Annotated in this window: 20 protein-coding genes; 10 read left to right on the forward strand and 10 right to left on the reverse strand. The window is 68.8% G+C overall.

The window, feature by feature from the left end; genetic code table 11:
* Positions 1 to 15: 15 nt before the first annotated feature.
* Positions 16 to 1,821: an acetyl-CoA carboxylase biotin carboxylase subunit gene (locus C474_RS00435; protein WP_008382871.1), complete on the reverse strand. Its 1,806-nt coding sequence runs from the start codon at positions 1,819 to 1,821 to the stop codon at positions 16 to 18.
* Positions 1,822 to 2,019: 198 nt separating this feature from the next.
* On the opposite strand from C474_RS00435, the gene asd reads away from it, so the two are divergent.
* A complete protein-coding gene (gene asd / locus C474_RS00440; protein WP_008382873.1) occupies positions 2,020 to 3,057 on the forward strand; it encodes an aspartate-semialdehyde dehydrogenase in 1,038 nt (345 codons plus the stop codon).
* A 342-nt stretch (positions 3,058 to 3,399) separates the two neighbouring features.
* The gene (locus tag C474_RS00445; protein ID WP_008382876.1) at positions 3,400 to 5,172 is read left to right on the forward strand and encodes a multicopper oxidase family protein; all 1,773 of its coding nucleotides are present in this window, start codon (positions 3,400 to 3,402) and stop codon (positions 5,170 to 5,172) included.
* 100 nt (positions 5,173 to 5,272) lie between these two features.
* On the opposite strand, the gene C474_RS00450 is transcribed toward C474_RS00445, so the two are convergent.
* Entirely contained in the window at positions 5,273 to 6,238 is a 966-nt protein-coding gene (locus tag C474_RS00450; protein WP_008382877.1) for a D-2-hydroxyacid dehydrogenase, read from the reverse strand.
* A 245-nt stretch (positions 6,239 to 6,483) separates the two neighbouring features.
* On the opposite strand from C474_RS00450, the gene C474_RS00455 reads away from it, so the two are divergent.
* On the forward strand, positions 6,484 to 7,863 hold the full coding sequence (locus tag C474_RS00455) for an NAD(P)/FAD-dependent oxidoreductase (RefSeq protein ID WP_008382879.1): 1,380 nt from the start codon (positions 6,484 to 6,486) through the stop codon (positions 7,861 to 7,863).
* 450 nt (positions 7,864 to 8,313) lie between these two features.
* On the opposite strand, the gene C474_RS00460 is transcribed toward C474_RS00455, so the two are convergent.
* The 5 genes from C474_RS00460 to pdhA form a co-directional block, all read right to left on the reverse strand.
* Positions 8,314 to 10,707 carry a xanthine dehydrogenase family protein molybdopterin-binding subunit gene (locus C474_RS00460; protein ID WP_008382881.1) on the reverse strand — a complete coding sequence of 798 codons (2,394 nt, stop codon included), beginning with the start codon at positions 10,705 to 10,707 and terminating at the stop codon, positions 8,314 to 8,316.
* Positions 10,704 to 11,663 (reverse strand): FAD binding domain-containing protein, encoded by a 960-nt coding sequence (locus C474_RS00465; protein WP_008382883.1) that lies wholly within the window; start codon positions 11,661 to 11,663, stop codon positions 10,704 to 10,706. The genes C474_RS00460 and C474_RS00465 overlap by 4 nt, the downstream gene beginning before the upstream one ends.
* Before the next feature lies 1 nt (position 11,664).
* Positions 11,665 to 12,183 carry a (2Fe-2S)-binding protein gene (locus C474_RS00470; RefSeq protein WP_008382885.1) on the reverse strand — a complete coding sequence of 173 codons (519 nt, stop codon included), beginning with the start codon at positions 12,181 to 12,183 and terminating at the stop codon, positions 11,665 to 11,667.
* A gap of 190 nt (positions 12,184 to 12,373) precedes the next feature.
* Complete coding sequence (locus C474_RS00475) at positions 12,374 to 13,342, reverse strand: alpha-ketoacid dehydrogenase subunit beta (protein WP_008382886.1); 969 nt, start codon at positions 13,340 to 13,342, stop codon at positions 12,374 to 12,376.
* On the reverse strand, positions 13,332 to 14,414 hold the full coding sequence (gene pdhA, locus C474_RS00480) for a pyruvate dehydrogenase (acetyl-transferring) E1 component subunit alpha (RefSeq protein ID WP_008382888.1): 1,083 nt from the start codon (positions 14,412 to 14,414) through the stop codon (positions 13,332 to 13,334). The genes C474_RS00475 and pdhA overlap by 11 nt, the downstream gene beginning before the upstream one ends.
* A gap of 109 nt (positions 14,415 to 14,523) precedes the next feature.
* Between pdhA and C474_RS00485 the strand changes: the two genes are divergently transcribed.
* A complete protein-coding gene (locus tag C474_RS00485; protein WP_008382890.1) occupies positions 14,524 to 14,964 on the forward strand; it encodes a hypothetical protein in 441 nt (146 codons plus the stop codon).
* A 53-nt stretch (positions 14,965 to 15,017) separates the two neighbouring features.
* On the opposite strand, the gene C474_RS00490 is transcribed toward C474_RS00485, so the two are convergent.
* The gene (locus C474_RS00490; RefSeq protein WP_008382891.1) at positions 15,018 to 15,719 is read right to left on the reverse strand and encodes a helix-turn-helix domain-containing protein; all 702 of its coding nucleotides are present in this window, start codon (positions 15,717 to 15,719) and stop codon (positions 15,018 to 15,020) included.
* Positions 15,720 to 15,803: 84 nt separating this feature from the next.
* Between C474_RS00490 and C474_RS00495 the strand changes: the two genes are divergently transcribed.
* Positions 15,804 to 16,706 carry an alpha/beta fold hydrolase gene (locus C474_RS00495; protein ID WP_008382893.1) on the forward strand — a complete coding sequence of 301 codons (903 nt, stop codon included), beginning with the start codon at positions 15,804 to 15,806 and terminating at the stop codon, positions 16,704 to 16,706.
* A gap of 51 nt (positions 16,707 to 16,757) precedes the next feature.
* Here C474_RS00495 and C474_RS00500 read toward each other — a convergent pair whose 3' ends face one another.
* Entirely contained in the window at positions 16,758 to 17,462 is a 705-nt protein-coding gene (locus tag C474_RS00500; RefSeq protein ID WP_008382895.1) for a YqjF family protein, read from the reverse strand.
* Positions 17,463 to 17,559: 97 nt separating this feature from the next.
* Here C474_RS00500 and C474_RS00505 point away from each other — a divergent pair, with 97 nt between their 5' ends.
* The 4 genes from C474_RS00505 to C474_RS00520 all read left to right on the forward strand — a co-directional run bounded on the left by C474_RS00505 (position 17,560) and on the right by C474_RS00520 (position 20,527).
* Positions 17,560 to 18,279 (forward strand): ferredoxin--NADP reductase, encoded by a 720-nt coding sequence (locus C474_RS00505; protein ID WP_008382896.1) that lies wholly within the window; start codon positions 17,560 to 17,562, stop codon positions 18,277 to 18,279.
* Positions 18,280 to 18,636: 357 nt separating this feature from the next.
* Positions 18,637 to 18,831, forward strand: a complete 195-nt coding sequence (locus C474_RS00510; RefSeq protein ID WP_008382898.1) for a cold-shock protein — start codon at positions 18,637 to 18,639, stop codon at positions 18,829 to 18,831.
* A gap of 197 nt (positions 18,832 to 19,028) precedes the next feature.
* Positions 19,029 to 19,457, forward strand: a complete 429-nt coding sequence (locus C474_RS00515; protein ID WP_008382900.1) for a hypothetical protein — start codon at positions 19,029 to 19,031, stop codon at positions 19,455 to 19,457.
* An 86-nt stretch (positions 19,458 to 19,543) separates the two neighbouring features.
* Positions 19,544 to 20,527 carry a Gfo/Idh/MocA family protein gene (locus C474_RS00520; RefSeq protein ID WP_008382902.1) on the forward strand — a complete coding sequence of 328 codons (984 nt, stop codon included), beginning with the start codon at positions 19,544 to 19,546 and terminating at the stop codon, positions 20,525 to 20,527.
* 18 nt (positions 20,528 to 20,545) lie between these two features.
* Here the strand turns inward: C474_RS00520 and C474_RS00525 are convergent, their stop codons facing one another.
* A complete protein-coding gene (locus C474_RS00525) occupies positions 20,546 to 21,328 on the reverse strand; it encodes an endonuclease/exonuclease/phosphatase family protein (protein WP_008382904.1) in 783 nt (260 codons plus the stop codon).
* Positions 21,329 to 21,454: 126 nt separating this feature from the next.
* On the opposite strand from C474_RS00525, the gene C474_RS00530 reads away from it, so the two are divergent.
* Positions 21,455 to 21,909, forward strand: a 455-nt coding sequence (locus tag C474_RS00530) for a histidinol dehydrogenase (protein ID WP_008382906.1), incomplete at its 3' end; no start/stop codon positions are given.

Raw genomic sequence — 21,909 nt, forward strand, 5'->3', positions numbered from 1 at the left:
CGGACGCGGTCGTCGTTACTCCAAGACGACCAGCACGTCACCCATGTCGACGCTCTCACCCTCGCCGACGAGCACCTGCGCGACGGTGCCGCCGCGTTCGGCCACGACGTCGTTCTCCATCTTCATCGCTTCGAGGACGCACACCACGTCGCCGCTCTCGACGTCGTCGCCCTCGGCCACGTCGACCGAGAGGATAGTACCCTGCATCTCGGCGGTTATCTGCTCGCCGCCCTCGACGGCGACCGCCTCCTCCTCGTCCTCTTCGGCCACGTCGGGGCGCGAACGGGTGTTCCCGCCCGCGCCGCCGGCCCCCGAGGGGACTTCCACGGCGGGCGCGCCCCGTTCTTCGAGGCTGACCTCGAAGCGCTTGCCGTTGACCTCGACGGTGAAGTCGCGTTCGGTGACCTCCTCGTCTCCCTCGTCCGAGTCGCCCTCCGAGTCGGCCGGCCCCCACTTCTCGACGGCCCGCTCGATTCTCGTCTTGTCCAGTTCCTCGTCGAGATAGTCGGTCGTGTGCTCGCCCGCGCGGAACTTCTCGTCGGTCAACATCAGCCGGTGGAACGGAATGATGGTGTGGAAGCCGTCTATCTGGAACTCCTCTAAGGCGCGTTCGGAGCGTGCGAGACACTCCTCGCGGTCGCCCGCGGTGACGATGAGTTTGGCTATCATCGAGTCGTAGTCCGTCACCAGGTCGTCGCCCTGCCGGAGGGCGTCGTCCAGTCGCACGCCGAATCCGCCCGGCGGGTCGTACGTCTCCAACTTCCCGCCCGGTGCGGGCGCGAAGTTGTTGGCGGCGTTCTCCGCGTTGATGCGGAACTCCATCGAGTGGCCCTCTATCTCCACGTCGTCCTGTTCGAAGCCGAGTTCCTCGCCGGCGGCGACGCGCAGTTGCCACTTCACCACGTCGATACCCGTCACCTGCTCTGTCACCGTGTGTTCGACCTGAATCCGGGTGTTCACCTCCATGAAGTAGAACTCGCCGTCCTCGACGAGGAACTCCACCGTCCCGGCGTTCGTGTAGTCGGCGGCGTCGACGCCGCGGCGCGCCGCCTCGCCGATCTGTTCTCTGAGGTCCTCGCCGAGAGCGGGCGAGGGCGCCTCCTCGATGACCTTCTGGTGGCGACGCTGGAGGGAGCAATCGCGTTCGCCCAGGTGGCGGACGTTGTCGTGGTGGTCCGCGAGAATCTGCACCTCGATGTGCCGCGGCGCTTCGAGGTACTTCTCGACGTAGACGGAGGCGTTATCGAAGTACGCCTCCCCCTCCCGCTGTGCGGTCTCGAGTTGTTCTTCGACCTCCGCCTCGTCGTAGACGACCTTCAGGCCGCGGCCGCCGCCGCCGCCCTCCGCCTTGATGGCGACGGGGTAGCCATACTCGTCGGCTACCCGCTTGACCTCGTCGGCGGACTCGACGGGTTCGGTGGTGCCCGGAACGACGGGGACGTCGGCCTCCTGCATCAGCGCGCGCGCCTTCGTCTTCTCGCCGAGACGCTCCATCGCCGCCGCGGAGGGGCCGACCCACGTCATTTCCGACTCTTCGACCTTTGCGGCGAAGTCGGCGTTCTCCGCGAGGAAGCCGTATCCGGGGTGGATGGCGTCGGCGCCGGCTTTCTCGCCGGCCTCGATGACCGCCTCGTGGTCGAGATAGGAGTCCGCCGCGCGGGCGGGGCCGATGTTGTACGCCTCGTCCGCGTAGCGCACGTGTCCCGAGTGCTTGTCGGCGTCGCTGTAGACGGCGACGGTGCGCACGCCCAACTCTTTGCACGCCCGCATCACGCGGACGGCTATCTCCCCGCGGTTGGCAACGAGAACCTTACTGAACATTTGCGGGAGTATACCCGAACGCGGCACCTCATTCTATCGGTTCGGTACCGCTCCCGGTTCGACGTCCGTCGCACCCGCTGCGGCGTCGGAGTGGACGAACGTCCGTCGAGACTACCGTTTCGGCGTCGAAGGTGAACGTTCGTGAAGTACGTCCCGAATCCAAACGGCCTTATGGGTGTGCCACGGAAAGCCACGGCAATGGCAGTACGAGTCGGTATCCTCGGCGCGACCGGTGCAGTCGGACAGCGATTCATCCAACTCCTCGACGACCACCCGACGTTCGAACTCGCGGCGCTGACCGCCAGCGAGGAGAGCGCGGGCAAGACCTACGCGGACGCCGCGAAGTGGCGCGTGAACGTCCCCATCCCGGAGGACGTGGCCGAGATGGAGGTCGGACCGACGACGCCCGAGGCCATCCCGGAGGACGTCGACCTCCTCTTCTCGTCGCTCCCCTCCGGCGTCGCCACGGAGGTCGAACCCGAGTTCCTCCACGAGGGCTACGTCGTCTCCTCGAACTCCTCGAACGACCGGATGGCGCCCGACGTACCGCTCACCATCCCGGAGGTGAACCCCGACCACCTCGACCTCATCGAGGTCCAACGCGACGAACGCGGGTGGGACGGCGCCCTCGTGAAGAACCCGAACTGTTCGACCATCACGATGGTGCCGACGCTGGCCGCCCTCGACGAGGCGTTCGACCTCGAATCCGTCCGTGTCTCCACCCTGCAGGCGGTCTCCGGCGCGGGCTACTCCGGCGTCACGTCGATGGAGATAATCGACAACGCCATCCCACACATCGGCGGCGAGGAGAACAAGATGGAGACCGAATCCAGAAAGCTGCTCGGAGAGTTCGACGGCGTCGACGTGAACCTCCACGGGATGGACGTCGCCGCCTCCTGCAACCGCATCCCGACCATCGACGGCCACCTGGAGAACGTCTTCGCCGAGACGGCCGAGGAGGCGACTGCCGAGGACGCCGCCGAGGCGATGCGCTCCTACGAGGGCATCGACCTGCACAGCGCCCCCGAACAACTCATCCACGTCTTCGAGGACCCCGTGCGGCCCCAGCCCCGTCTGGACCGCGAACGTGGCGACGGCATGCAGATATCCGCCGGCGGAGTCCAGGAGACGGGTACCGGAATCAAGTACAACTGCCTCGCGCACAACACGATTCGCGGCGCGGCCGGCGCCTCCCTGCTGAACGGGGAGCTTCTGGTCGAGGAAGGCTGGGTCTGAGGGTCAGGTGGTCGGGTCGCACGGCGTCGCAGAACGCCCCCGACGGGACGCCCCCGGTCGCCCGTTGGGGAAGGAGCCTTGGAGACTCAGTTCAGGTAAATATCAGGTTTATCCGCTCGCAGCACGCCGTTTCCGGCGGGTTCCGCCGGACGGTAGTGTTCGTTTCCTCCGAACCGCGCTTCGAGGGAGTCACTCCGTTTCTGCCGTCGAGTTTCTCGGTCTGCGCCGGCAATAATCACCACGTTAGCGGTAGTGTCTCGACAGTCTATCAGAGAAGTGTCAATATTACAAATGCCGTGTTAAATGTTGACAATGTAGAGGGTTGGGACCCTTGTGAAACCGATGACAGACGAGCACTCACAATCGAACCGGAGAATCGACCGCCGAACGGTCCTGAAGACGGGCGCAGCACTCGGGACCGCCGCGATGCTACCGGTCGCCGCGAGGCCGACGGCGGCAATCGGTCTGACGTCGCCAGGGTTCGGTCTCGGCGACCTCGGATGGCAGGACGTCGACATAGAGGACGCGATACCGGGCGTCATGTCGCCCACCGGAACGCGAGACGGAGCGCCGTACTACCGCGTCGAGATGAGACCGGGGACGCACTCGCATCATCCCGACATTCCGGACACGAAAGTCTGGGGGTACAAAGGACCGAACGACGCGGAGGGTCAGTACCCCGGAAAGACCATCGAAGCCGCGGTCAACCGACGGCTGAAGGTCGAGTTCGTGAACGAACTCCCCGACCAGCACATCTTCGACGTGGACACGCGGGTCCACGGGACCACGTGGGAGGACTACGACGAGGAGTGGGCAAGCCAGTACGACGGGGCCTTCCCCGAAGTCAGGACGTCGACGCACGCGCATGGACTTCACGTCGAGTCCGCGAGCGACGGTCTGCCCGAGCAGTGGTCCTCCTCGTCGGCGAACGGCGCGGACGTGATAACCGGCCCGCAGTTCGAGAAAGCGGTGTACGACTACACGAACCGGCAGTCGCCCGCGACGCTGTGGTACCACGACCACGCGCTCGGAACCACGCGACTGAACGTCTACGCCGGACTCGCCGGTTTCTACCTCCTGCGCGGACCGGAGGAGGAGCGACTCGGCCTCCCGAGCGGCGACCGCGAGGTGCCGATGCTGTTTCAGGACCGCGCGTTCAACGGCCCAGACGAGGACGAACCGACCGGGTCGTACAAGTACCCCGAGGAGTTCGAGGCGGAGGTCTCCGGAGACGTCTCCGTCGTCAACGGACTCGCGTGGCCCCGGTTCCAGGTCGAACCGCGGCAGTATCGTTTCCGACTTCTCAACGGGTCGAACGGGCGGTTCTTCGGTCTCGCTTTCGACAACGAGGGCGGCACCGTCCCGACGATGTACCAGATCGGGACCGACCTCGGATTCCTCCGGGACGCGGTCGCCGTCGGACCGGACCAGTCGAAGGAGTCCCTCCTGCTCGCCCCCGCGGAACGAGCGGACGTCGTCGTGGACTTCTCCGAACACGCGGGGGAGACATTGACCGTCACGAACGACGCCGGATTCCCGTTCGAGAGTCCGAGCGAATCCACGGACGGCTCCGACCTCCCCGAACTGGCGCAGTTCGAGGTGGGAACGGGAACGCCGCAGGACCCCGTCGTGGACCCGACGTCGCTTCGCCTCCCGGAGCCGGAGCAGTTCAGCGAGCAGGCGACGGTGACGACCCGACAGATGGGACTCGTCTCGCCCGAGAACGACCCGTCCGGAATCGACACGCATCTCCTCAACGAGGGGGGTCTGGACACCGAACCGGAGCACTGGGGAGACGACGTCGTCACCGAGCCGCAACTCGGGACCACCGAAATCTGGGAGCTGCACAACCAGACGCCGGATGCCCACCCCATCCACCTGCACCTCGTCGACTTCCAGGTCGTCGGGAGGGGACCGGACGGAACCGACGCACCGGACCCGACCGAACGAGGGAACAAAGACACCGTGAAGGTGTACGCCGGCGAGACGGTCCGCATCATCAGCCGGTTCGGAAACTTCGCCGGACGGTACGTCTGGCACTGCCACATCCTCGAACACGAGGACCAAGAGATGATGCGACCCTACGAAGTCGTCACTCGGAGTCCGAAGGAGTAGTGAGACGCCTTCGAGAGGTGAAACAACGCGTCGAACGGGCGGTTCACGGGGGCGTGTGGGCTCCCGCGGTCCGCCCGACGGCTTCGCGTCCGAATCCGGCCTACACCTGATTCCGCAGTTCCTCCTCGCCCGACTCCAACCGCTCCAAGTTCTCCTCGATGATGTCCGTCATGCGCTCCCAGTACTTCGGCGTGTGGCCCGCGTTGTGCGGCGTGATGAGCACGTTGTCGAAGCCCCACAGTTCGTGGTCGTCCGGGAGCGGTTCGGGGTCGGTCACGTCGAGGGCCGCACCGCGGACGGCGTTGCCGCGCAGGGCGTCGAGGAGGGCGTCGGTGTCGACGACGGGGCCGCGGCCGACGTTTATCAGCACCGTCTCGGGGTCCATCGTCTTGAACGCGTCCGCGTCGAGGATACCGCGCGTGGTGTCGGTGAGGGGGCAGGCGACGACGACGTAGTCCGAGCGAGCGAGGGCGTCGTGGAAGCCAGACTCGTCCTCGAAGCCGACTACCTCGTCGGTGGGGCCGCCCTTCTCCGGGGAGTAGCGCACGCCGATAGTGTCGACGCCGAACGGTTCGAGTCGCTCCACGACGGCCTCGCCGATGGCGCCGAGTCCGAGCACCGTCACGGTCGACCCCTGTAACTCGTAGGTGGGGTACGAACGCCACTCGTTGCGCTGCTTCTGCCGCCACCCGACGTGGAAGCGGCGGGAAAAAGAGAGGATGCCGCCGAGCACCTGCTCGGCGATGTTCGGGCCGTGGACGCCCGAGGCGTTCGTGACGGCGACGCCGCGTTCTTCGAGCGCTTCGAGGGGGAGGTGGCCCGTCCCGGCGAACACGCAGGCGAACAGTTCGAGATTCTCCGCCTCGTCGAGGACGTCCTCCTCGACGCTGAACCCCGTCGCGACGGGCACCTGCTTCAGCAGTTCCCGCTCCTCCGCCGGCGTCCGCGCGAGGGCGATGTCCTTCTCGGGGAGTCGCTCCCGGAGCGTCTCCGCGTACTCCTCGGCGGACAGTCCGTGAATCTTCTGTCGAAGCACCGCGATATCCGGCGCGTCCTCTTGGCTCATCGTTAGGAGTCCCTTCCGAAAACGGCTACAAAGGTCCACCTCATCCGGCGGGCGGTGCCGTTTCCGAAGTGTTCCCCGTATCGTACCATCGGACAGTCGACGAGCGGTCGAGGCGTCCGCATCGGAGTGACGACAACGACGACGGCTTCGCCTTCACCGGCGCGATGACCGCCCCCGGCGACGGGGAGTGAGGGCGCCGTCACCGGTTCACCGGGTTTAATACCGAACCGAGAAGCAGTATCGGCATGGAGCGATTCGACGTCGTCATCGTCGGCGGCGGCCCCGCGGGGTCGGCCGCCGCGCACGCCGCCGCGGAGTCGGGGGCGTCGGCGGTGGTGCTGGAGAAAGGGGTACCGCGGGCGGACCGCCCGGACCGCCTCGGTCCCGACTCGACGGACGCCGCGGGCATCCTCGATTACTGGATCGACATCATGGGCATCCACCCCGACGAGATGCCCGACGGGGTCGTCCTCTCGACGCTTGACCGCGCTGAGTTCGTCGGCCCGAACGAGGCGCTGACCATGCGCGAGACGGGGTTCGACACCTCGTACGACCACTTCGGCTACTGCATGAACCGCGCGCGCTTCGACGACTTCCTCCGCGACAGGGCCGAGGACGCTGGCGCGGAGTACCGCGTGAAGGCCTCCGTCCGCGACGTGGAGACGGATTTGGACGGGACGCCGCGACACACCGTCCGCCTCGCGAGCGGCGACGACGTCGCCGGCGAGTTCCTCGTCCTCGCCGACGGTCCGCAGCGACAGGTGACGAACAAGGTGCTCGACCGCTACCTCGCGTTCGATATCACCGACCGACTGGCGACGACGAAGGTGAACCACATCGCCTACCAGGAGCACCGCCGCCTTCCGGAGGAAGTCGCCCGCGAGGTGGAGGGCGCCATCACGTTCTGGTGGGGGTACATGCCCGGTCATACCGCCTACCCGTGGATATTCCCGAACGACGACAACGTCGCCCGCATCGGACTGACGATGCCCATCGGACTCGACCTCTCGGCGGTGGAGGCCCGCGAGAAGTACAAACTGCTCCGCGACTCCGACGAGCGAGTCCCGCAGGGAAAGGAGTACGTCCGGCGACTGCTCGAACAGGAGTACGGCGACGAGTACGACGTCGAGGAGGATTTCCCCCTCGTCGAGGACCGCGGGAAGACGAAGGGGACGGAGACCTACTCGATATCGTCGACCCGTCCCATCGACTCACCGACGGGGGCGGGCATCGCCGTCACCGGCGGCGCGATGGGAGCCACCTCGGCGTTCCACGAGGGCGGCGACCACGTCGCCGTGCGGACGGGCGCCATCGCCGGCGAACTCGCCGCCTCCGGCGACCTCTCGGCGTACAACGACCGCTGGAAGGACGCCATCGGCGACGAGGTGCGGCGGAACGTCGCCTTCGCGGACGTCGTCCGCGACTACGGCCCCGACGACTGGGACCGCGCGTTCTCCATCGCCCGGAAACTCATGTCGGCCAGTTCGAACGATAGCCTGTTCAAGATGGGGAAGATTCGCTCGGGTCTCTCGGCGGCCCGGTTCGTCACGAACTACAAGAAGACGAAACGCAAGTTCCGCGGCGACCGCTACGTCCAGTTGTCCGAGGACGAATACGCGCTCTGAGCCGAGTCGGAATCCCCTTTATCGTCGGCGCTCTACGTCCGGTGCGCACCGTTAGTCCCCGCCCGAGTTATCCCGCTACGGGAGCGATGAACAGGCGGAGAACCCAGGTGCGCGACAGTTCGGACCGTCCGCGCCGCAAAGACGGACCGCCTGACACGAGGGTTTCCCGGTTGACGCGGCACGCCGCCTGGGGATGATACCGGCCGTTAGTGTCTCGGGCGACACCTTTCGACGCCGAACGGTCCGTACCTATGCGCCGAGACCGGAGAGTCGTCCGACCGTCGGTTCGTTCGATACTTGGCATCTCGCGGCCGTCGAACGCCTCTGAGCGGCGCGCTCGGCGAACGGGCGCGCGGGTCTGCCCGCGGGCGTGCCGTCGACGCCCGCGAACGTCGCCCGGACGACTAATCCGACGAAAGAGTCGGTGAGAGTGCCGTCGGACTCCGTCGCTCAGACTTCGTCCTCCGCCGTCCGTATCGCGTCGAGGACGTTCTCCTCGGTCAGCGGCATGTCGACGTGTTCGATTCCGAACGGCGAGAGCGCGTCGACGACGGCGTTCACCACCGTCGGCGGGGCGGCGATGGTGCCCGCCTCGCCGATGCCCTTGGCGCCGATGGGATTTCGCGGACTCGGCGTCACCGTCGCGCGCGTCTCGATGTCCGGCAGCGAGGTGGCCCGCGGCAGGGCGTACGACAGCATCGAGTCCGTCAGGAGGCGTCCGTCGTCGTCGTACGCCGCGCCCTCGGAACGCGCCTGTCCGATGCCCTGCGCGACGCCGCCGTGCACCTGCCCCTCGACGATGGTCGGGTTGACGCGTTCGCCGCAGTCGTCGACGGCGACGTACCGCTCTATCTCCACCGCGCCCGTCTCGCCGTCGACGGCGACGAGGGCGGCGTGCGTCCCGAAGGCGTACGCCGTACCGTCGGGTTCGTAGCGCGTCGACGCCTCGAAGGCGACGCCGTCTCCCTCTCCCTTCTCACTAGCTCCGTCGTCGGTCGTCTCGGCCGCGCGCGCCGCGTCGGCGAACGACACCGAGCGCTCGGGTCGGCCGACGACGCGGAACTCGCCCGCCTCGGAGACGACGTCCGCGGCGTCGACGCCCAACCGGTCGGCGGCGACGCCGCGGGCCGCTCTCAGCACGTCCCGCGCGCTCTCGACGACGGCGCTCCCGCCGGTGACGGTGCTCCGACTGCCGAACGTGCCCGTGCCGTCGGGCGTGTCGTCGGTGTCCCCCTCGACCACCTCGACGTCGTCGTACGGGACGCCGAGTTCGTCGGCGACGAGTTGGGCGTACGTCGTCTCGTGACCCTGCCCGTGCGAGTGGGTGCCCGCGTAGACGGCGACGCTCCCGTCGCGGCGGACGCGGACGACGCCGCGTTCGAATCCGCCGCCGGTCGACTCCGTGAAGCAAGCGACGCTGACGCCGCGGTAGCGGCCGTCGTCGCCCGGTTCTCCCGCCCGTTCGCGCAACTCGTCGTACCCTATCGCGTCCAGCACCTCGTCCAACGCCGTCTCGTAGTCGCCGCTATCGTAGGAGGCGCCGACGGCCGTCTCGTAGGGAAACTCCTCGGGGGCGATGAGGTTCCGTCGCCGGAGTCCGACCGGGTCGACGCCGAGTTCGTCCGCGGCGGCGTCCATCAGTCGCTCGGTGACGTAGATGGCCTCGGGGCGGCCCGCCCCGCGGTAGGAGTGCACCGGCGCGGTGTTGGTGAAGACAGCGCGCGTCCGGCAGTGGATGGCGGGGATGCGGTACTGACTCGACAGCAGGCGGCCGTACCACCCCGGCATCGACGCGCCGCCGCCGAGACCGTAGCCGCCGACGGCGGCGCGCGTGTCGACTCGCAGGCCGCGCACCGTGCCGTCGTCGTCGACGGCGAGTTCCGCGCTCGTCCGGTGGTCGCGGGCGTGGGCGCCCTCGCGGTAGTTCTCCGAACGGGTCGCCGTCCACTTCACCGGCCGGCCGAGTTCCCGCGCGCACCACGCCGCCATCGCCTCGCCCGGGTGGTGGTGACCCTTGTGCCCGAACCCGCCGCCGACGCGCGGGACGATTACCCTCACTCGACTCTCGGAGACGCCCAGCGTCTCCGCCAGTTTTCCCCGGTGACCGTGCGGCGACTGGCTGGTCATCTCGACGGTGAACCGCTCGGTGTCGGCGTCGTAGCGCGCGAGGGCCGCCCGGGGTTCGAGCGCGCTGGCGATGAGGCGGTTGTTCACCAACTCCAGTTCCACGACCCGGTCGGCGGCCGAGAACGCCTCCTCGGTCGCCGCCGCGTCCCCGAGTTCGGCGTCGAGGGCGACGTTGTCCGGCGCGGTCTCGTACAGCGTCGGCGCTCCGTCCGCCGTCGCCTCGGCGGGGTCGACGACGGCCGGGAGCGACTCGTACTCGACGTCCACCGCCTCGACGGCGTCCCGAGCGACGTAGCGGTCCTCTGCGACGACGGCGGCGACGGGTTGGCCCTCGTAGCGGACTCGCTCGCGGGCGAGCACCGGATGTCCCGGCACCTCGCAGTCCAGCGACTCGGTCCGGATGGGGAGCACGCCGGGCGACGGCGAGGCGTCGAGGTCCGCCCACGCGTAGACGCCGAGGACGCCCCCCATCTCCTCTGCCTCACTCGCGTCTATCGACTCGATTCGCCCGTGCCCGACCGAACTCCGGACGAACGCGAGATGCGCCGCGTCCGACGAGATGTCGTCGGTGTACGTCGCCCGTCCGGTGAGCAGTTCGGCGTCCTCCCGGCGGTCGATTCCGCGTCCGACGAGTCGGTCACCCGAAGTCGACCCGTCGGACTCCTCGCCGCCGACGGTTCGCGCGTCATCGGCGCGTCCGTCCCGCGCGTCGCTCACCGGCGGTCACCTCCGTCGGCGACGGCGGAGCGGTGCGGCGGACCGGCCGGCGTCGCCGCCGCGCCCGTCGCCCGGTCGAGCGCCGTTTCGAGCGCCCGGCGGACGTGAACGGGAAGAACGTCGACCCGGTAGGCGCCGGACGCGTACGAGTCAGAGACGGCGGCGGCGGCGTCGACGCCCTCGTCCGCCCGCCCGGCGGCGGTTGCGACGCTCTCGGCGTCCGCCGACTCGCCTTCGAGGGCCGCCTCGACGGGCGCGAGTCGCCGCGGCGGGTCGGTCACGCCGTTGACGGCGACGCGGGCGTCGGTCACGCTCCCGCCCTCGACGGCGACGACGGCGGCGACGCCGACCAGCGCGTACCCCGACGCGGGGTGGGTCTTCTTGACGTAGGCGCCGCCGGCCGTCTCGTCTCCCGCGTCCTCGCCACCCGCGTCCGGGAGCCGAATCTCGGTCAGAAGTTCCCCGTCGCGGAGGGCCGTCTCGCCGTCGCCCCCGAAGAAGTCCGCGGCGTCGATTTCGCGCCGCCCGTCCGAACCGCGGGCGACCAGCGTCGCCTCCGAGACGAGGGCCGCCGCGGGCGGGTCGGCCGACGGGTCGGCCTGCGCGAGGTTGCCGCCGACGGTGCCGCGGTTGCGAATCTGCACGTCGCCGACGTGCGAGACGGCCTCCGCGAACGCCGTCGCGCGGGACCAGAGCGGCCCGCTCTCGACTGCGTCGGCGTACGTCGTCAGCGCGCCGACGGCCACCGCTCCGCTCCCCGCGTCGACGTACCGCAGGTCGTCGACGCCGCCGACGTCGACCAACACGTCCGGCGCTTCGCGCCCGGCTTTCAGGTCCGGTAACAGGCCATGGCCGCCGGCCAACAGCCGCACGTCCCGGTCGGAGAACTCCGCGAGGAGCGCTATCGCCTCGTCGGCGCTCTCGGCCCGCCGGTAGCCGAACTGCGGCGGGAACATCTCACTCGCCCCCCGCCGTCGAGGGGTCGAGGTTCCGGAGCGAGTCGGCGGCCGACTCGACGGCGTTCACGACGTTGTGATAGCCCGTGCAGCGGCAGATATTCCCCTTCAGCGACGCGCGAATCGCCTCGCGGGAGGGGTCCGGTTCCTCCTCCAGCACCTGCGCCGCCGTCATCACCATCCCCGGGGTGCAGTAGCCGCACTGGAGGCCGTGCTCCTCGTGGAACGCCCGCTGGATGGGATGGAGGGCGTCGGCGTCGCTATCCGCGCCGCCCTCGGCCATCCCTTCGACGGTCGTCACGTCGCTCCCGTCGGCCTGCACGGCGAGCAGTGTACAGGACTTCACCGCGTCGCCGTCGAGGTGGACCGTGCAGGCGCCGCACTTCCCGCTCTCGCATCCGACGTTCGGACCGGTGTAGTCCAGTCGGTCGCGGAGCGCGTGGACGAGCAGCGTGCGCGACTCGACCGTCAGTTCCTCCGTCGCACCGTTCACCGTCAGCGTGATGTCGTGTTCGTACATGGGAGCGTGGGATTGCGGCCGTCGTCCGCGGGCGGGTCGCGGCGTCGCCGGGGCGGTCCCGTACCGACGCCGAGCGACCCGGACCGTGCCGTCGAGTCACACGGGGTCGACTCCCATTACCGTTTGGTCGGCGGGTGACCGAGACGACGGTCGCTCGCTCGCGCCGGCGTCCGTTTCCGCCCGCGCCACCTTACGTCTCGACGGCCCGGCGAATCCCGGCGGCGATGCGCTTCTCGTCCGGGAGGTAGGCGTCCTCGCGGGCGAACATCGGCACCGGCACGTCGTACCCCGTGACGCGTTCGGGCGGCGCTTCGAGGTGGTAGAACGCCGTCTCGGTGATGCGCGAGACGATTTCGGCTCCGAACCCGGCGGTCTCGGGCGCCTCGTGGACGACGACGCACCGCCCCGTCTTCTTCACCGACTCGGTGATGGTGTCGGTGTCGAGGGGGTAGATGGTCCGGGGGTTGACGACTTCCACGTCCGCGTCGACGTCGTCGACGGCGCTCAGCGTCCGTTGAAGCATCGATCCCCACGCGACGACGGTCACGTCCGCGCCCTCCTCGGCCACGGTAGCCTCGCCCAGCGGAATCACGTGGTCGTCGTCGGGGACGGACTCGCGGAGCGACCGGTACAGGCGCGTCGGTTCCATGAAGACGACCGGGTCGGGGTCCCGAATCGACGCCGCGAGCAGTCCCTTGCCCTCGGCGGGCGAGGAGGGAATCACCACCTTGAGTCCGGGGACGTGCGCGAACCCGGACTCGAAGCTCTCGGAGTGGTGTTCGAGGGCGTGGATGCCGCCGCCGTACGGCGTCCGAATCGTTATCGGACAGGAGAACCCGCCGCGCGACCGACTCCGGAGGCGGGAGGCGTGCTGTTGAAGCTGTGCGAACCCCTGGTAGAGGAACGACTGGAACTGTATCTCGGCCACGGGCCGCATCCCGGCGGCGGCGAGTCCGACGCCGGCGCCGACGATGCCCGACTCGCCGAGCGGAGAGTCGTACACCCGGTTCGGGAACTCGTCTAACAGTCCGTCCGTCGCGCGGAACACGCCGCCCGCGACGCCCACGTCCTCGCCGTAGAGGACGACCGACTCGTCGCGCGCCATCTCCTCGCCGAGCGTCGCCTTCACCGCCTCGACCAATCGCAGGTCACTCGCCATCCGCGTCACCTCCTCCTCGGGAGGCGGCCGCTTGACGCTCCAGCCACGGCGGCGTCTCCGCGTAGGCGTACTCGAACATGTCGGCGGGGTCGGCCTCGGCGGCCGTCTCCCTCGCGTCCGCGACGGCGTCTTCGAGTTCGGCCTCTATCTCCGCCGCGAGTTCCTCGACGCGTTCGTCGGTGAGTATCCCGCGCCCGCGGAGGTACGCCTCGAACCGGGCGATGGGGTCCTTGCGGTCCCAGTCGACCTCCTCTTCCTCCTCGCGGTACTTCCGCGGGTCGTCGGAGGTGGTGTGCATCGACCGGCGGTAGGTGAGCGCCTCGACCAGCACGGGGTTGCCCTCGCGCGCTTGGTCGAGTGCCCGTTGCGTCGCCTCGTACACCGCCAGCGCGTCGTTGCCGTCCACCTGAATCCCGTCGATGCCGGCGGCGACGGCCTTCTGCGCCAGTGTCCCCGCGCGCGTCTGATTCTCCCGGGGCGTCGAGATGGCGTACTGGTTGTTCTGACAGAGGAAGACGGTGTGCGCGCCGTAGGCGCCCGCGGAGTTCAGCGCCTCGTACACGTCGCCCGTCGACGTGGCGCCGTCGCCGAAGTAGGCTATCGCGGCGGCGTCCTCGTCGCGTATCGCCTGCGCCCACCCGATGCCGACGGCGTGGAGGGCCTGCGACCCGACGGGAATCGCCGGCGGCAGCGCGCGGTCTTCGGCCGAGGTTTCGGCTCCCTCTTCGAGTCCCATCGCGTAGGCGAGTATACTCCCCATCGACGCGCCGCGCGTCAGCAGGGCCGCCTGCTCTCTGAACGCCGGGACGACCCAGTCGTCCTCGGCGAGGGCGGCGGCGCTTCCGACCTGCGCCGCCTCCTGCCCGGTTCCGGGCGCGTACGTCCCGAGTTCACCCCGTCGCTGGAGGGCGACGGCGCGTTCGTCGAGGCGGCGCGCGCGGCGCATCGTCCGGTAGATGTCGAACAGCGTCTCCTCCGAGAGGGAGGGCTCTAAGTCCTCGTCGACGCTCCCATCGGGGGCGAGGATTTCGAGCGACTCCACGGAGAACTCGGCGACGGTGGTTCGCGGCATACGGGACGACTCGCGCCCCGGCGGGTTGAAACCACGGTCCGCCGGCAGGAAACGACCCGGAGTCCGACTTCGTCGGCGGCCGAGTGAGCGACCGAAGCGGCGAGGGAATATGTCATCTCAGCGGTCGAACAGTACCGGGGTAAATCGAAGCGTCGTTCTCGTCGCCGTCGCCCTGTCGGTGCTGTTCGCGGGATGTCTCGGCGGACTGATCGGCGGAGACACCGTAGAATCGCGCGAGTATCCCGAACGCCCCCCGACGGTCGACGCCGAGACGGCCGGCCCGTACGTCGCCGCCTCCGAGGAGGTGTACCGCCACAACGCAATCGTCGAGGAGGAGACGGAGGAACTACAGGAGATAGTCGTCTGCGCCGGCGTGAAATCGGTCGAGGAACGCGACGACGGTTACGAGGTGGTCGTCTCCGTCGGCTTCTACTACACCTTCGGCGACGACGAGAGCGGTCAGCCCACCGGCATCGCCGACGGCCGCCCGTACGAGGCGACGTACTTCGTGAACGAGACGGCGACGGAACGACTCGACGACACGCTCTGAGAGCCGCTTCCTCTCGTCGGCGATTCTCCGCTCGCCTCTCGCCCTGTCCGGCCTCAATTCCTCACGTCTTCGCTCCCCCGGTCGGGTCCTCGCGGCGTCGCGGCACCGCGGCCCCGCCGCGAGACGAACTCGGCGACGAGCGTCGACTCCGCGCGCCGGAGCAGTTCGCCGGCGGTGCTGGTCGCGCAGTCGAGTTCGGCCGCGACGTCCGCGACGGTACCGGTCCGCGGCACGTCGTAGTAGCCGACGGCCGCCGCCGCCGACACCGCCTCGCGCCGCCGGTCGGTGAGCGTCGGCGGCGACGCCCCGCGTCGGAAGTCGTGGACGCGTTCGATACGAACCTCGGTCAACTCGCCGAGGGCGCCGTAGAACTCGCTCAGCGCCCCGTGCTCGCCGACGGCCTCGAACGTCGCCGTCCCGTCGCCGCGGAACGTCACCGGCGGGAGGAACACCGCGCGCGACGCCGAGACGACGGCCATCAGGTCGTCGTCGAACTCGTAGTCCGTCTGGCGGACGAACGCGTACGTGCCGTCGTCGGCCTCGACGAGATCGGTCGCCGACGCCGTTTCCACCGCCGCGAGCAGTTCCCGGACCGTCTCCGGACCCGCGTCGAACCACGACAGCGTCGTCACGTCGTCCGTCGGCCCCCACGCGAGCAGTTCCATCCGCGAGGCGACCGTCGTTCGGGTCAACCGTCGGTGAAGCGGGTGGAGCGCCTCGGACGGGTAGGTCACCTCGAACGCGACTCGTTTCACGTCGGAGACGCGGCGCCCCGATATATAAAAGGCCGTATCGGTCCGGGAACAGGGACACCGGCACCCCGGACGAACTACCGGTCGATGGACGGTGAACTCAGCCACCGACCCGCTCTCGAGTCCGAGGACGGCGAACCGACGGTGCGCTCGGTTCGCTCGGACGACGGGACCCTCTCGTACGCCGAGTACGGCGACCCCGACGGTGTGCCGGTCTGTTTCCTCCACGGAACGCCCGGGTCGCGCCTTCTCGGCGGTCTCTTCGACGAGACGGCGCGGGCGGCGGGCGTCCGCGTCCTCGCCCCGGACCGGCCCGGGTACGGCCGTTCGACGCCGCGCCCGGCGCGGACGCTCGGTGACGCCGGGCGGGCCGTCGCCGCGGTGCTGGACGACGCGGACGTCGCCCGCGCCGGCCTCGTCGGGTTCTCCGGCGGCGGTCCGCACGCCCTCGCGGCGGCGGCGACGCGCGGCGAACGCGTCCGGCGCGTCGACGTCGTCGCCGGCGCGGTGCCCCCGCAGATTCGTTCATCACCCCCGCTGACGCTTCGCGCCCTCGAAACGCTCGTCCGGCGCGCCCCGTCGCTGTCGAGGGGACTGCTCCGGGCGCAGGCCGAACTGGCGAGGCGCGGACCGCCCTCGCTCGTCACCGCGCAGTACACGAGCGACGCCGCTGGCGACGAACTTCCGGCCGACGTCGCCGAACTCGTCCGCCGGGACTTCGTCGAAGCGTTCGCCCGTCACCGGGGCGGGTTCGTCACCGAGACGCGCCTGCTCGCCGACTCCTGGGACCTCCCGTTCGACGAACTCGACGCGCCGGTCCGCCTGTGGCACGGCGACCGGGACGCGAACGTCTCTCTCGAGGGCGCGCGCCGCCTCGCCGAGCGGTTGCCGGACGCCGAACTCGCGGTGCTCGATGGTGCGGACCACCTGCGTTCGCTGCTTCGCGGTCGCTCGTCGATAGTCGAACGGCACGCGTCCGAGGGGGCCTGAGGGCGGTACACGCGGCCGCGGACCGCCCCGCTGGAACGACGAATCAGAGGTTCAGAGGACTTCCGACGGGTAGACGGCCACCTCCGACCCCTTCGCGAAGATGGTGTGCAGCGGCTCCGCGTCGTTCAGGAACCGCCACTTCTCGCCGTACAGCGTGCCGAAATCGAGGTCCAGAGACACCTCGACCGGGTCGTACACCGCCCACTGCGGGTGGTCGACGCGGTAGCGTCTCGTCGCCCCGCGGTGGTCCGACCCGAAGCCCCACTCGTGCTCTTTGAAGAAGTACGCGGGCGTGTCCTCCGCCGGAACCGACGTCGAGTCGTCGTCCGTCTCGACGGTGAACGAGTGGGTCTCGCCGCCGCGGCGGATGGCCAGCCAGTAAGACCGGCGGCCCTCCTCGACCCGTTCGGCGCGCTTCATCGGCGCGTAGGTGTACGGTTCGTTGTAGATGCCGCGGGCCATCCACGCGACGAGTCGCTTCGGGACGTACTCCCCAACGAAGACGACGCCGCGTTCGCCCTCGTAGCGCACGTAGAAGCGGAGGTTCAGTTCGGGGAAATCGCGGTAGCCGGGCCACGGCACGCCGAAGACGCGGGTATCGTCGAAATCGAAGCCGACCAGACTGACGAAGCTCTCCCCGTCCTGCACCTCCAGTTCGACGCCGTCCGGACAGTGCGGTTCCAGCGTCTCCGGGGGGACGGTGTAGGTGACGTTGAGGAGGTTGCGCCAGCGAGCGGTGAGGAACGGTCGGGGCATCGGATACGAGGAGTAGGGGGACGGGACGGATAGTTCTGTACGCCGAGCGCCCGTCCCCGCCGGCACGCCTTTTGACGTCCGCGCCGAACGCCGAATCATGACGCTCACCGTCACCGTCGCGGACGTGCATCGGATGACGCCGGACGTCAAGCAGTTCCGCCTCGTCAGCGAGGACCACGTCTTCGAGTACGACCCGGGCCAGCACACGATGGTCCACTTCGAGGCCGACGGTGAGGAGGAGGCGCGACCCTACACGGCGGCGAACCTGCCGGGGACGAACCAACTCGTCCTCGCCATCAAGCGTTACGACGACGGCACCGGCTCCGTCTTCATGCACGAGCGAACGCCGGGCGACGAGATAACGGTCGAGGAGGTGGATGGGAACCTCCACGTGCGCGATTTCGACCGCGACGCCGTCTTCCTCGCCACGGGCACGGGCATCACGCCGCTGTACCCGATGGTCAAGCAGTACGCCCGCGAGGGCGACGGCGACGCGCACCTCGTGTTCGGCGAACGCGACCAAGAGCACCTCATCTTCCGCGAGAGCCTCGACCAACTCCGCGCGGAGGAGGAGAACCTCGACGTCGACTACGTGCTCTCGGACGCCGAGGACGACGAAGCGTGGAACGGCCGAACCGGGCACGTGCAGGACCACCTCCCGGACGCGCTGGACGGCGTGGACTTCGCGGAGACGGACTTCTACGTCTGCGGCGTCCCCGAGATGGTCGTCGAGACGGAGGACCTGCTGACCGAGGCGGGCGCCGACGAGGACCGTATCTTCACCGAGGGCTGGGAGTCGGACGCCGCCGACGAGTAGCCGACTCGGGCGGACGAACCGGTCCCGAGTAGCTTCTCGAACGCTCCGTCGCCTACCCCGTCCTCCTCTGGACGCTCGGGTTCGGCGGCTACCTGATGGGCACGTCCGCCGACCCCGCCGAGAACCCCGCGGCGCCCGAGTGAGCGCGTCGACGCGTCGCGTCTCGACGTTCGAACCGCCGATTCGGCAGAACTGACCCTCGGAGAACTGGATACCGGCGACCGTACCCCTCGTAACTACCGGATCGGAACATTCTCCTTCGTTTTTGCTGATTTAGAGGACGGTTGTCTACGAATACCACGCGGTAGCGGCTATCTCGGAAGTGTTATCCGTGCACCTCCGTTTTATTGAATCGCAATGGCGAAAGGAAACGTTGATTTCTTCAACGACACTGGCGGTTACGGTTTCATCTCGACGGACGACGCTGACGACGACGTGTTCTTCCACATGGAAGACATCGGCGGCCCGGACCTCGAAGAGGGAACGGACGTAGAGTTCACCATCGAAGACGCCCCCAAGGGCCCGCGTGCGGCGAACCTGACGCGGCAGTAATTCGGTTCTAAACGCCGCATCCCGCGGCGGACGAACGCGAATCTTCTCCGATTTTCTCCGATCGTATACCGAAGAGGTCGCACTGTAGCGGCGTCCGTAACCGAGCACGTATCCGACAGCCGACGTCGTACGGTCGAGTAAGTGCAGACGCGCCGACGCTAGTCTAGCTTATCTCCTCAGCGCGCGTGGTATTACCCATGCAAGTCACCACTTCCAGAGCCGTTGCGCCGGCGACCGCGGGCGACCTCGCCCGACAAACCGCCTTCGGCGTCCTGACCGCCCTCGTCCTCGTGTTCGCCGCCCGCCTCGCGATCGAACTCCTCAACGTGAACGTCGGCGCGACGGGCGCGATGAACCCGTTCGCCGCGGCCCCGATACTCGGAAGCGTCGTCGTCGCCGGCATCGCCGCCGCCGTCGCGTACGCGGCCCTCGACCGCTTCACCGCGCGTCCGACCCGGAACTTCGTCGCCCTCGCGGCCGTCGTCTTCGCGGGCATGCTCGTCCCGGTGGTCATCTTCGCCCCCTCGTTGGGCGTCACGGTCGCCGGGCAGGTCGTTCTCGCGGTCTTCCGCGCCCTCGTCGCCGTGCCGTTGGCGGCGTTCGTCGTCGGCGCGGTCCGACTCTGAGCGACCGACCGAACCCCCTTTTCCGTCAGCTCCCGATTTCGCGTCGGAATCCGAACGGTCATGTCCCGACGAGCGAATCTCGGCCCATGTACAACGCCGCCGTCGTCGGGTGCGGGGTCGTCGGCGGACGCCTCGCGGAGTCGTTCGCCGAACACGAGGAGACGGCCGTCTGGGGCGTCTGCGACCTCGTGGCGTCGAAGGCCGAGTCGTTCGCTTCCGAGTACGACTGCCGAGCGTTCACCGACTACCGCGAGATGGTCCGCGCCGACAAGGTGGACATCGTCTACGTCGGCGTCCCGCCCGCCGCACACCGCGAAATCGTCGAGTTCGCCCTCGACTGCGACAGGCACGTCATCTGCGAGAAGCCCATCGCGGAGGACGCCGCGGAGGGCGCGGCGATGGTCGAACTCGAAGCCGAGACCGACCGCACGACCGCCGTCAACCTCCCGTTCCGCTACACGCCGGGGTTCGGAGCGATGCGCGAACGCGTCGCCGCGGGCGAGGCGGGGACGCCGAGGCGCGTCACGCTGAACTTCCGCTTCCCCCAGTGGCCGCGCGAGTGGCAGGACGCGTCGTGGCTCCGAAGCAGAGAGCAGGGCGGCCCCGTCCGCGAGGTGGGGACGCACTTTCTCTTCGCCGTCCACGAACTGTTCGGTCCGATAGACCGGGTCAGTACCGAGGTCACCTACTCGGGGCCGGACGCCTACGAGGACTCCGTCGTCGGCTACTTCTCCGTCGACGGGCGCGACGGAGAGCGACTCGACGGAACTATCGACCTGTTGTGCGACTGCGAGGGGGAAGAGGAGAACTCGATAACCGTCGTCGGCGCCGAGTCCGCGTTCTCCCTGGTGGAGTGGTACCGCCTCGTCGAGAACCGCGGGCGGGACGACGAACGGACGCTGAACGAGACGCGCGCGTCGACGACGCTGAGGCTCGTGGACGAGTTCGTCTCGGCTCTGAACGGCGAGGATGCCGACCTCGTGACGTTCGCGGAGGCGACGCGGGTGCAGGAGGTGGTGGACGCCGTCTTCGCCTCGGAGGGCGAGACGGTCGAACTCGGAACCGCGTAGAGAGAGCTCTTCGGTCCGTTACCGCGGCACCACGTCCGCCGCGATGGGAAAGTGATCGGAGGGGTAGGAGTCGTCGCCGACGCGGTCCGCGAGCGTCGCGCTGAGTTTCACGTCGCAGTCGCGGACGAACACGTAGTCGATGCGCTCTTTCGGTTCGCCGGTGAAGCGGTGCATCGTCTTGTCCGGACCGTGGTGGCCGTGTGCGGCCACTTGTTTGGCGTCCTCGAAGTGCTCCGTGAACGCCTCGATGGGTTCGGAGTCGGGCGTGTCGTTGCAGTCGCCCGCCAGCACGACGGGGCCGTCGAGTTCGCGCAGGCGTTCGCGCGCGAGTTTCGCGCCTTCGAGGCGGGCCTCCGGTCCCTTGTTGTCGAGGTGGATGCTGGCGACGTGAAACCGGTCGCCCGACTCGTTTTCGAGCGTCGCGCGCGTGAGGATGCGGGGCAGGTCCGCGTCCCAACCGACGCTCCCGACCTCCTCGGGCGTCTCCGACAGCCAGAACGTTTCGTCGTCTTCGAGCGAGAAGCGCGAGGCGTCGTAGCCGACGGGGACGTGTTCGTCCGTCACGTCGTCGATGTCCTTCTCGCCCGTGCGCGGCACGTCCACCCACTCGTACCCCTCCAACCCCTCGCGGAAGGCGTCCAGTTGGTGTTCGAGCGGTTCCTGCAGACAGACCACGTCGGGGCGGTGATAGCGCACGAGGCGGATGGCGTCCTCGCGGCGGTTCGGCCACGCGTCGGGGCCGTCGTGGTCGGTGTCGTACCGAACGTTGAAGCTGAGCACGCGAACCGGGTCGGTGGTCATCGACCGGGGTATCTCGCGCTGGACACAAGAGAGCGACGGCGGGGACGAGAGGACGGTGGAGAAAGCGAAGAGCGGAGGGGCCGCGGTTCCGGAACGTCCTTACCCGACGCTGCCGAACCGCGGAGCATGCAACTCGACGTTCGGGAGGTGGCCGAACTCTCGCCGGCCGAACGCGCCGCGTTCTTCGAACGGGACGCCGGCGTCGCGGAGGCACGGTCGGACGCGCGGGACATCGTCTCCCGCGTCCGCGAGGAGGGCGACGTGGCGGTGCGGAACTTCTGCCGGGAGTTCGACGGCGTCGAAGTGGGTAACTTGGACGTGACCGACGACGCCGAACGGGCCTACGAGGAGATAGACGACGACGTGCGCGCGGCGGTCGAGGCGGCCGCCGAGAACGTCCGGGCGTTCCACGAGCGACAGGTGCCCGAGGACTGGCGCGAGTCGTTCGGGGAGGGACGCGAACTCGGGCGTCGGTTCCGACCGCTGGACAGAGTGGGCGTCTACGTTCCCGGCGGGACGGCGGCCTACCCGTCGAGCGTCCTGATGGGCGTCGTGCCCGCGAAGGTGGCCGGCGTCGAACA

The organism is Halogeometricum pallidum JCM 14848 (assembly GCF_000337095.1).
GTDB classification, from domain to species: domain Archaea; phylum Halobacteriota; class Halobacteria; order Halobacteriales; family Haloferacaceae; genus Halogeometricum; species Halogeometricum pallidum.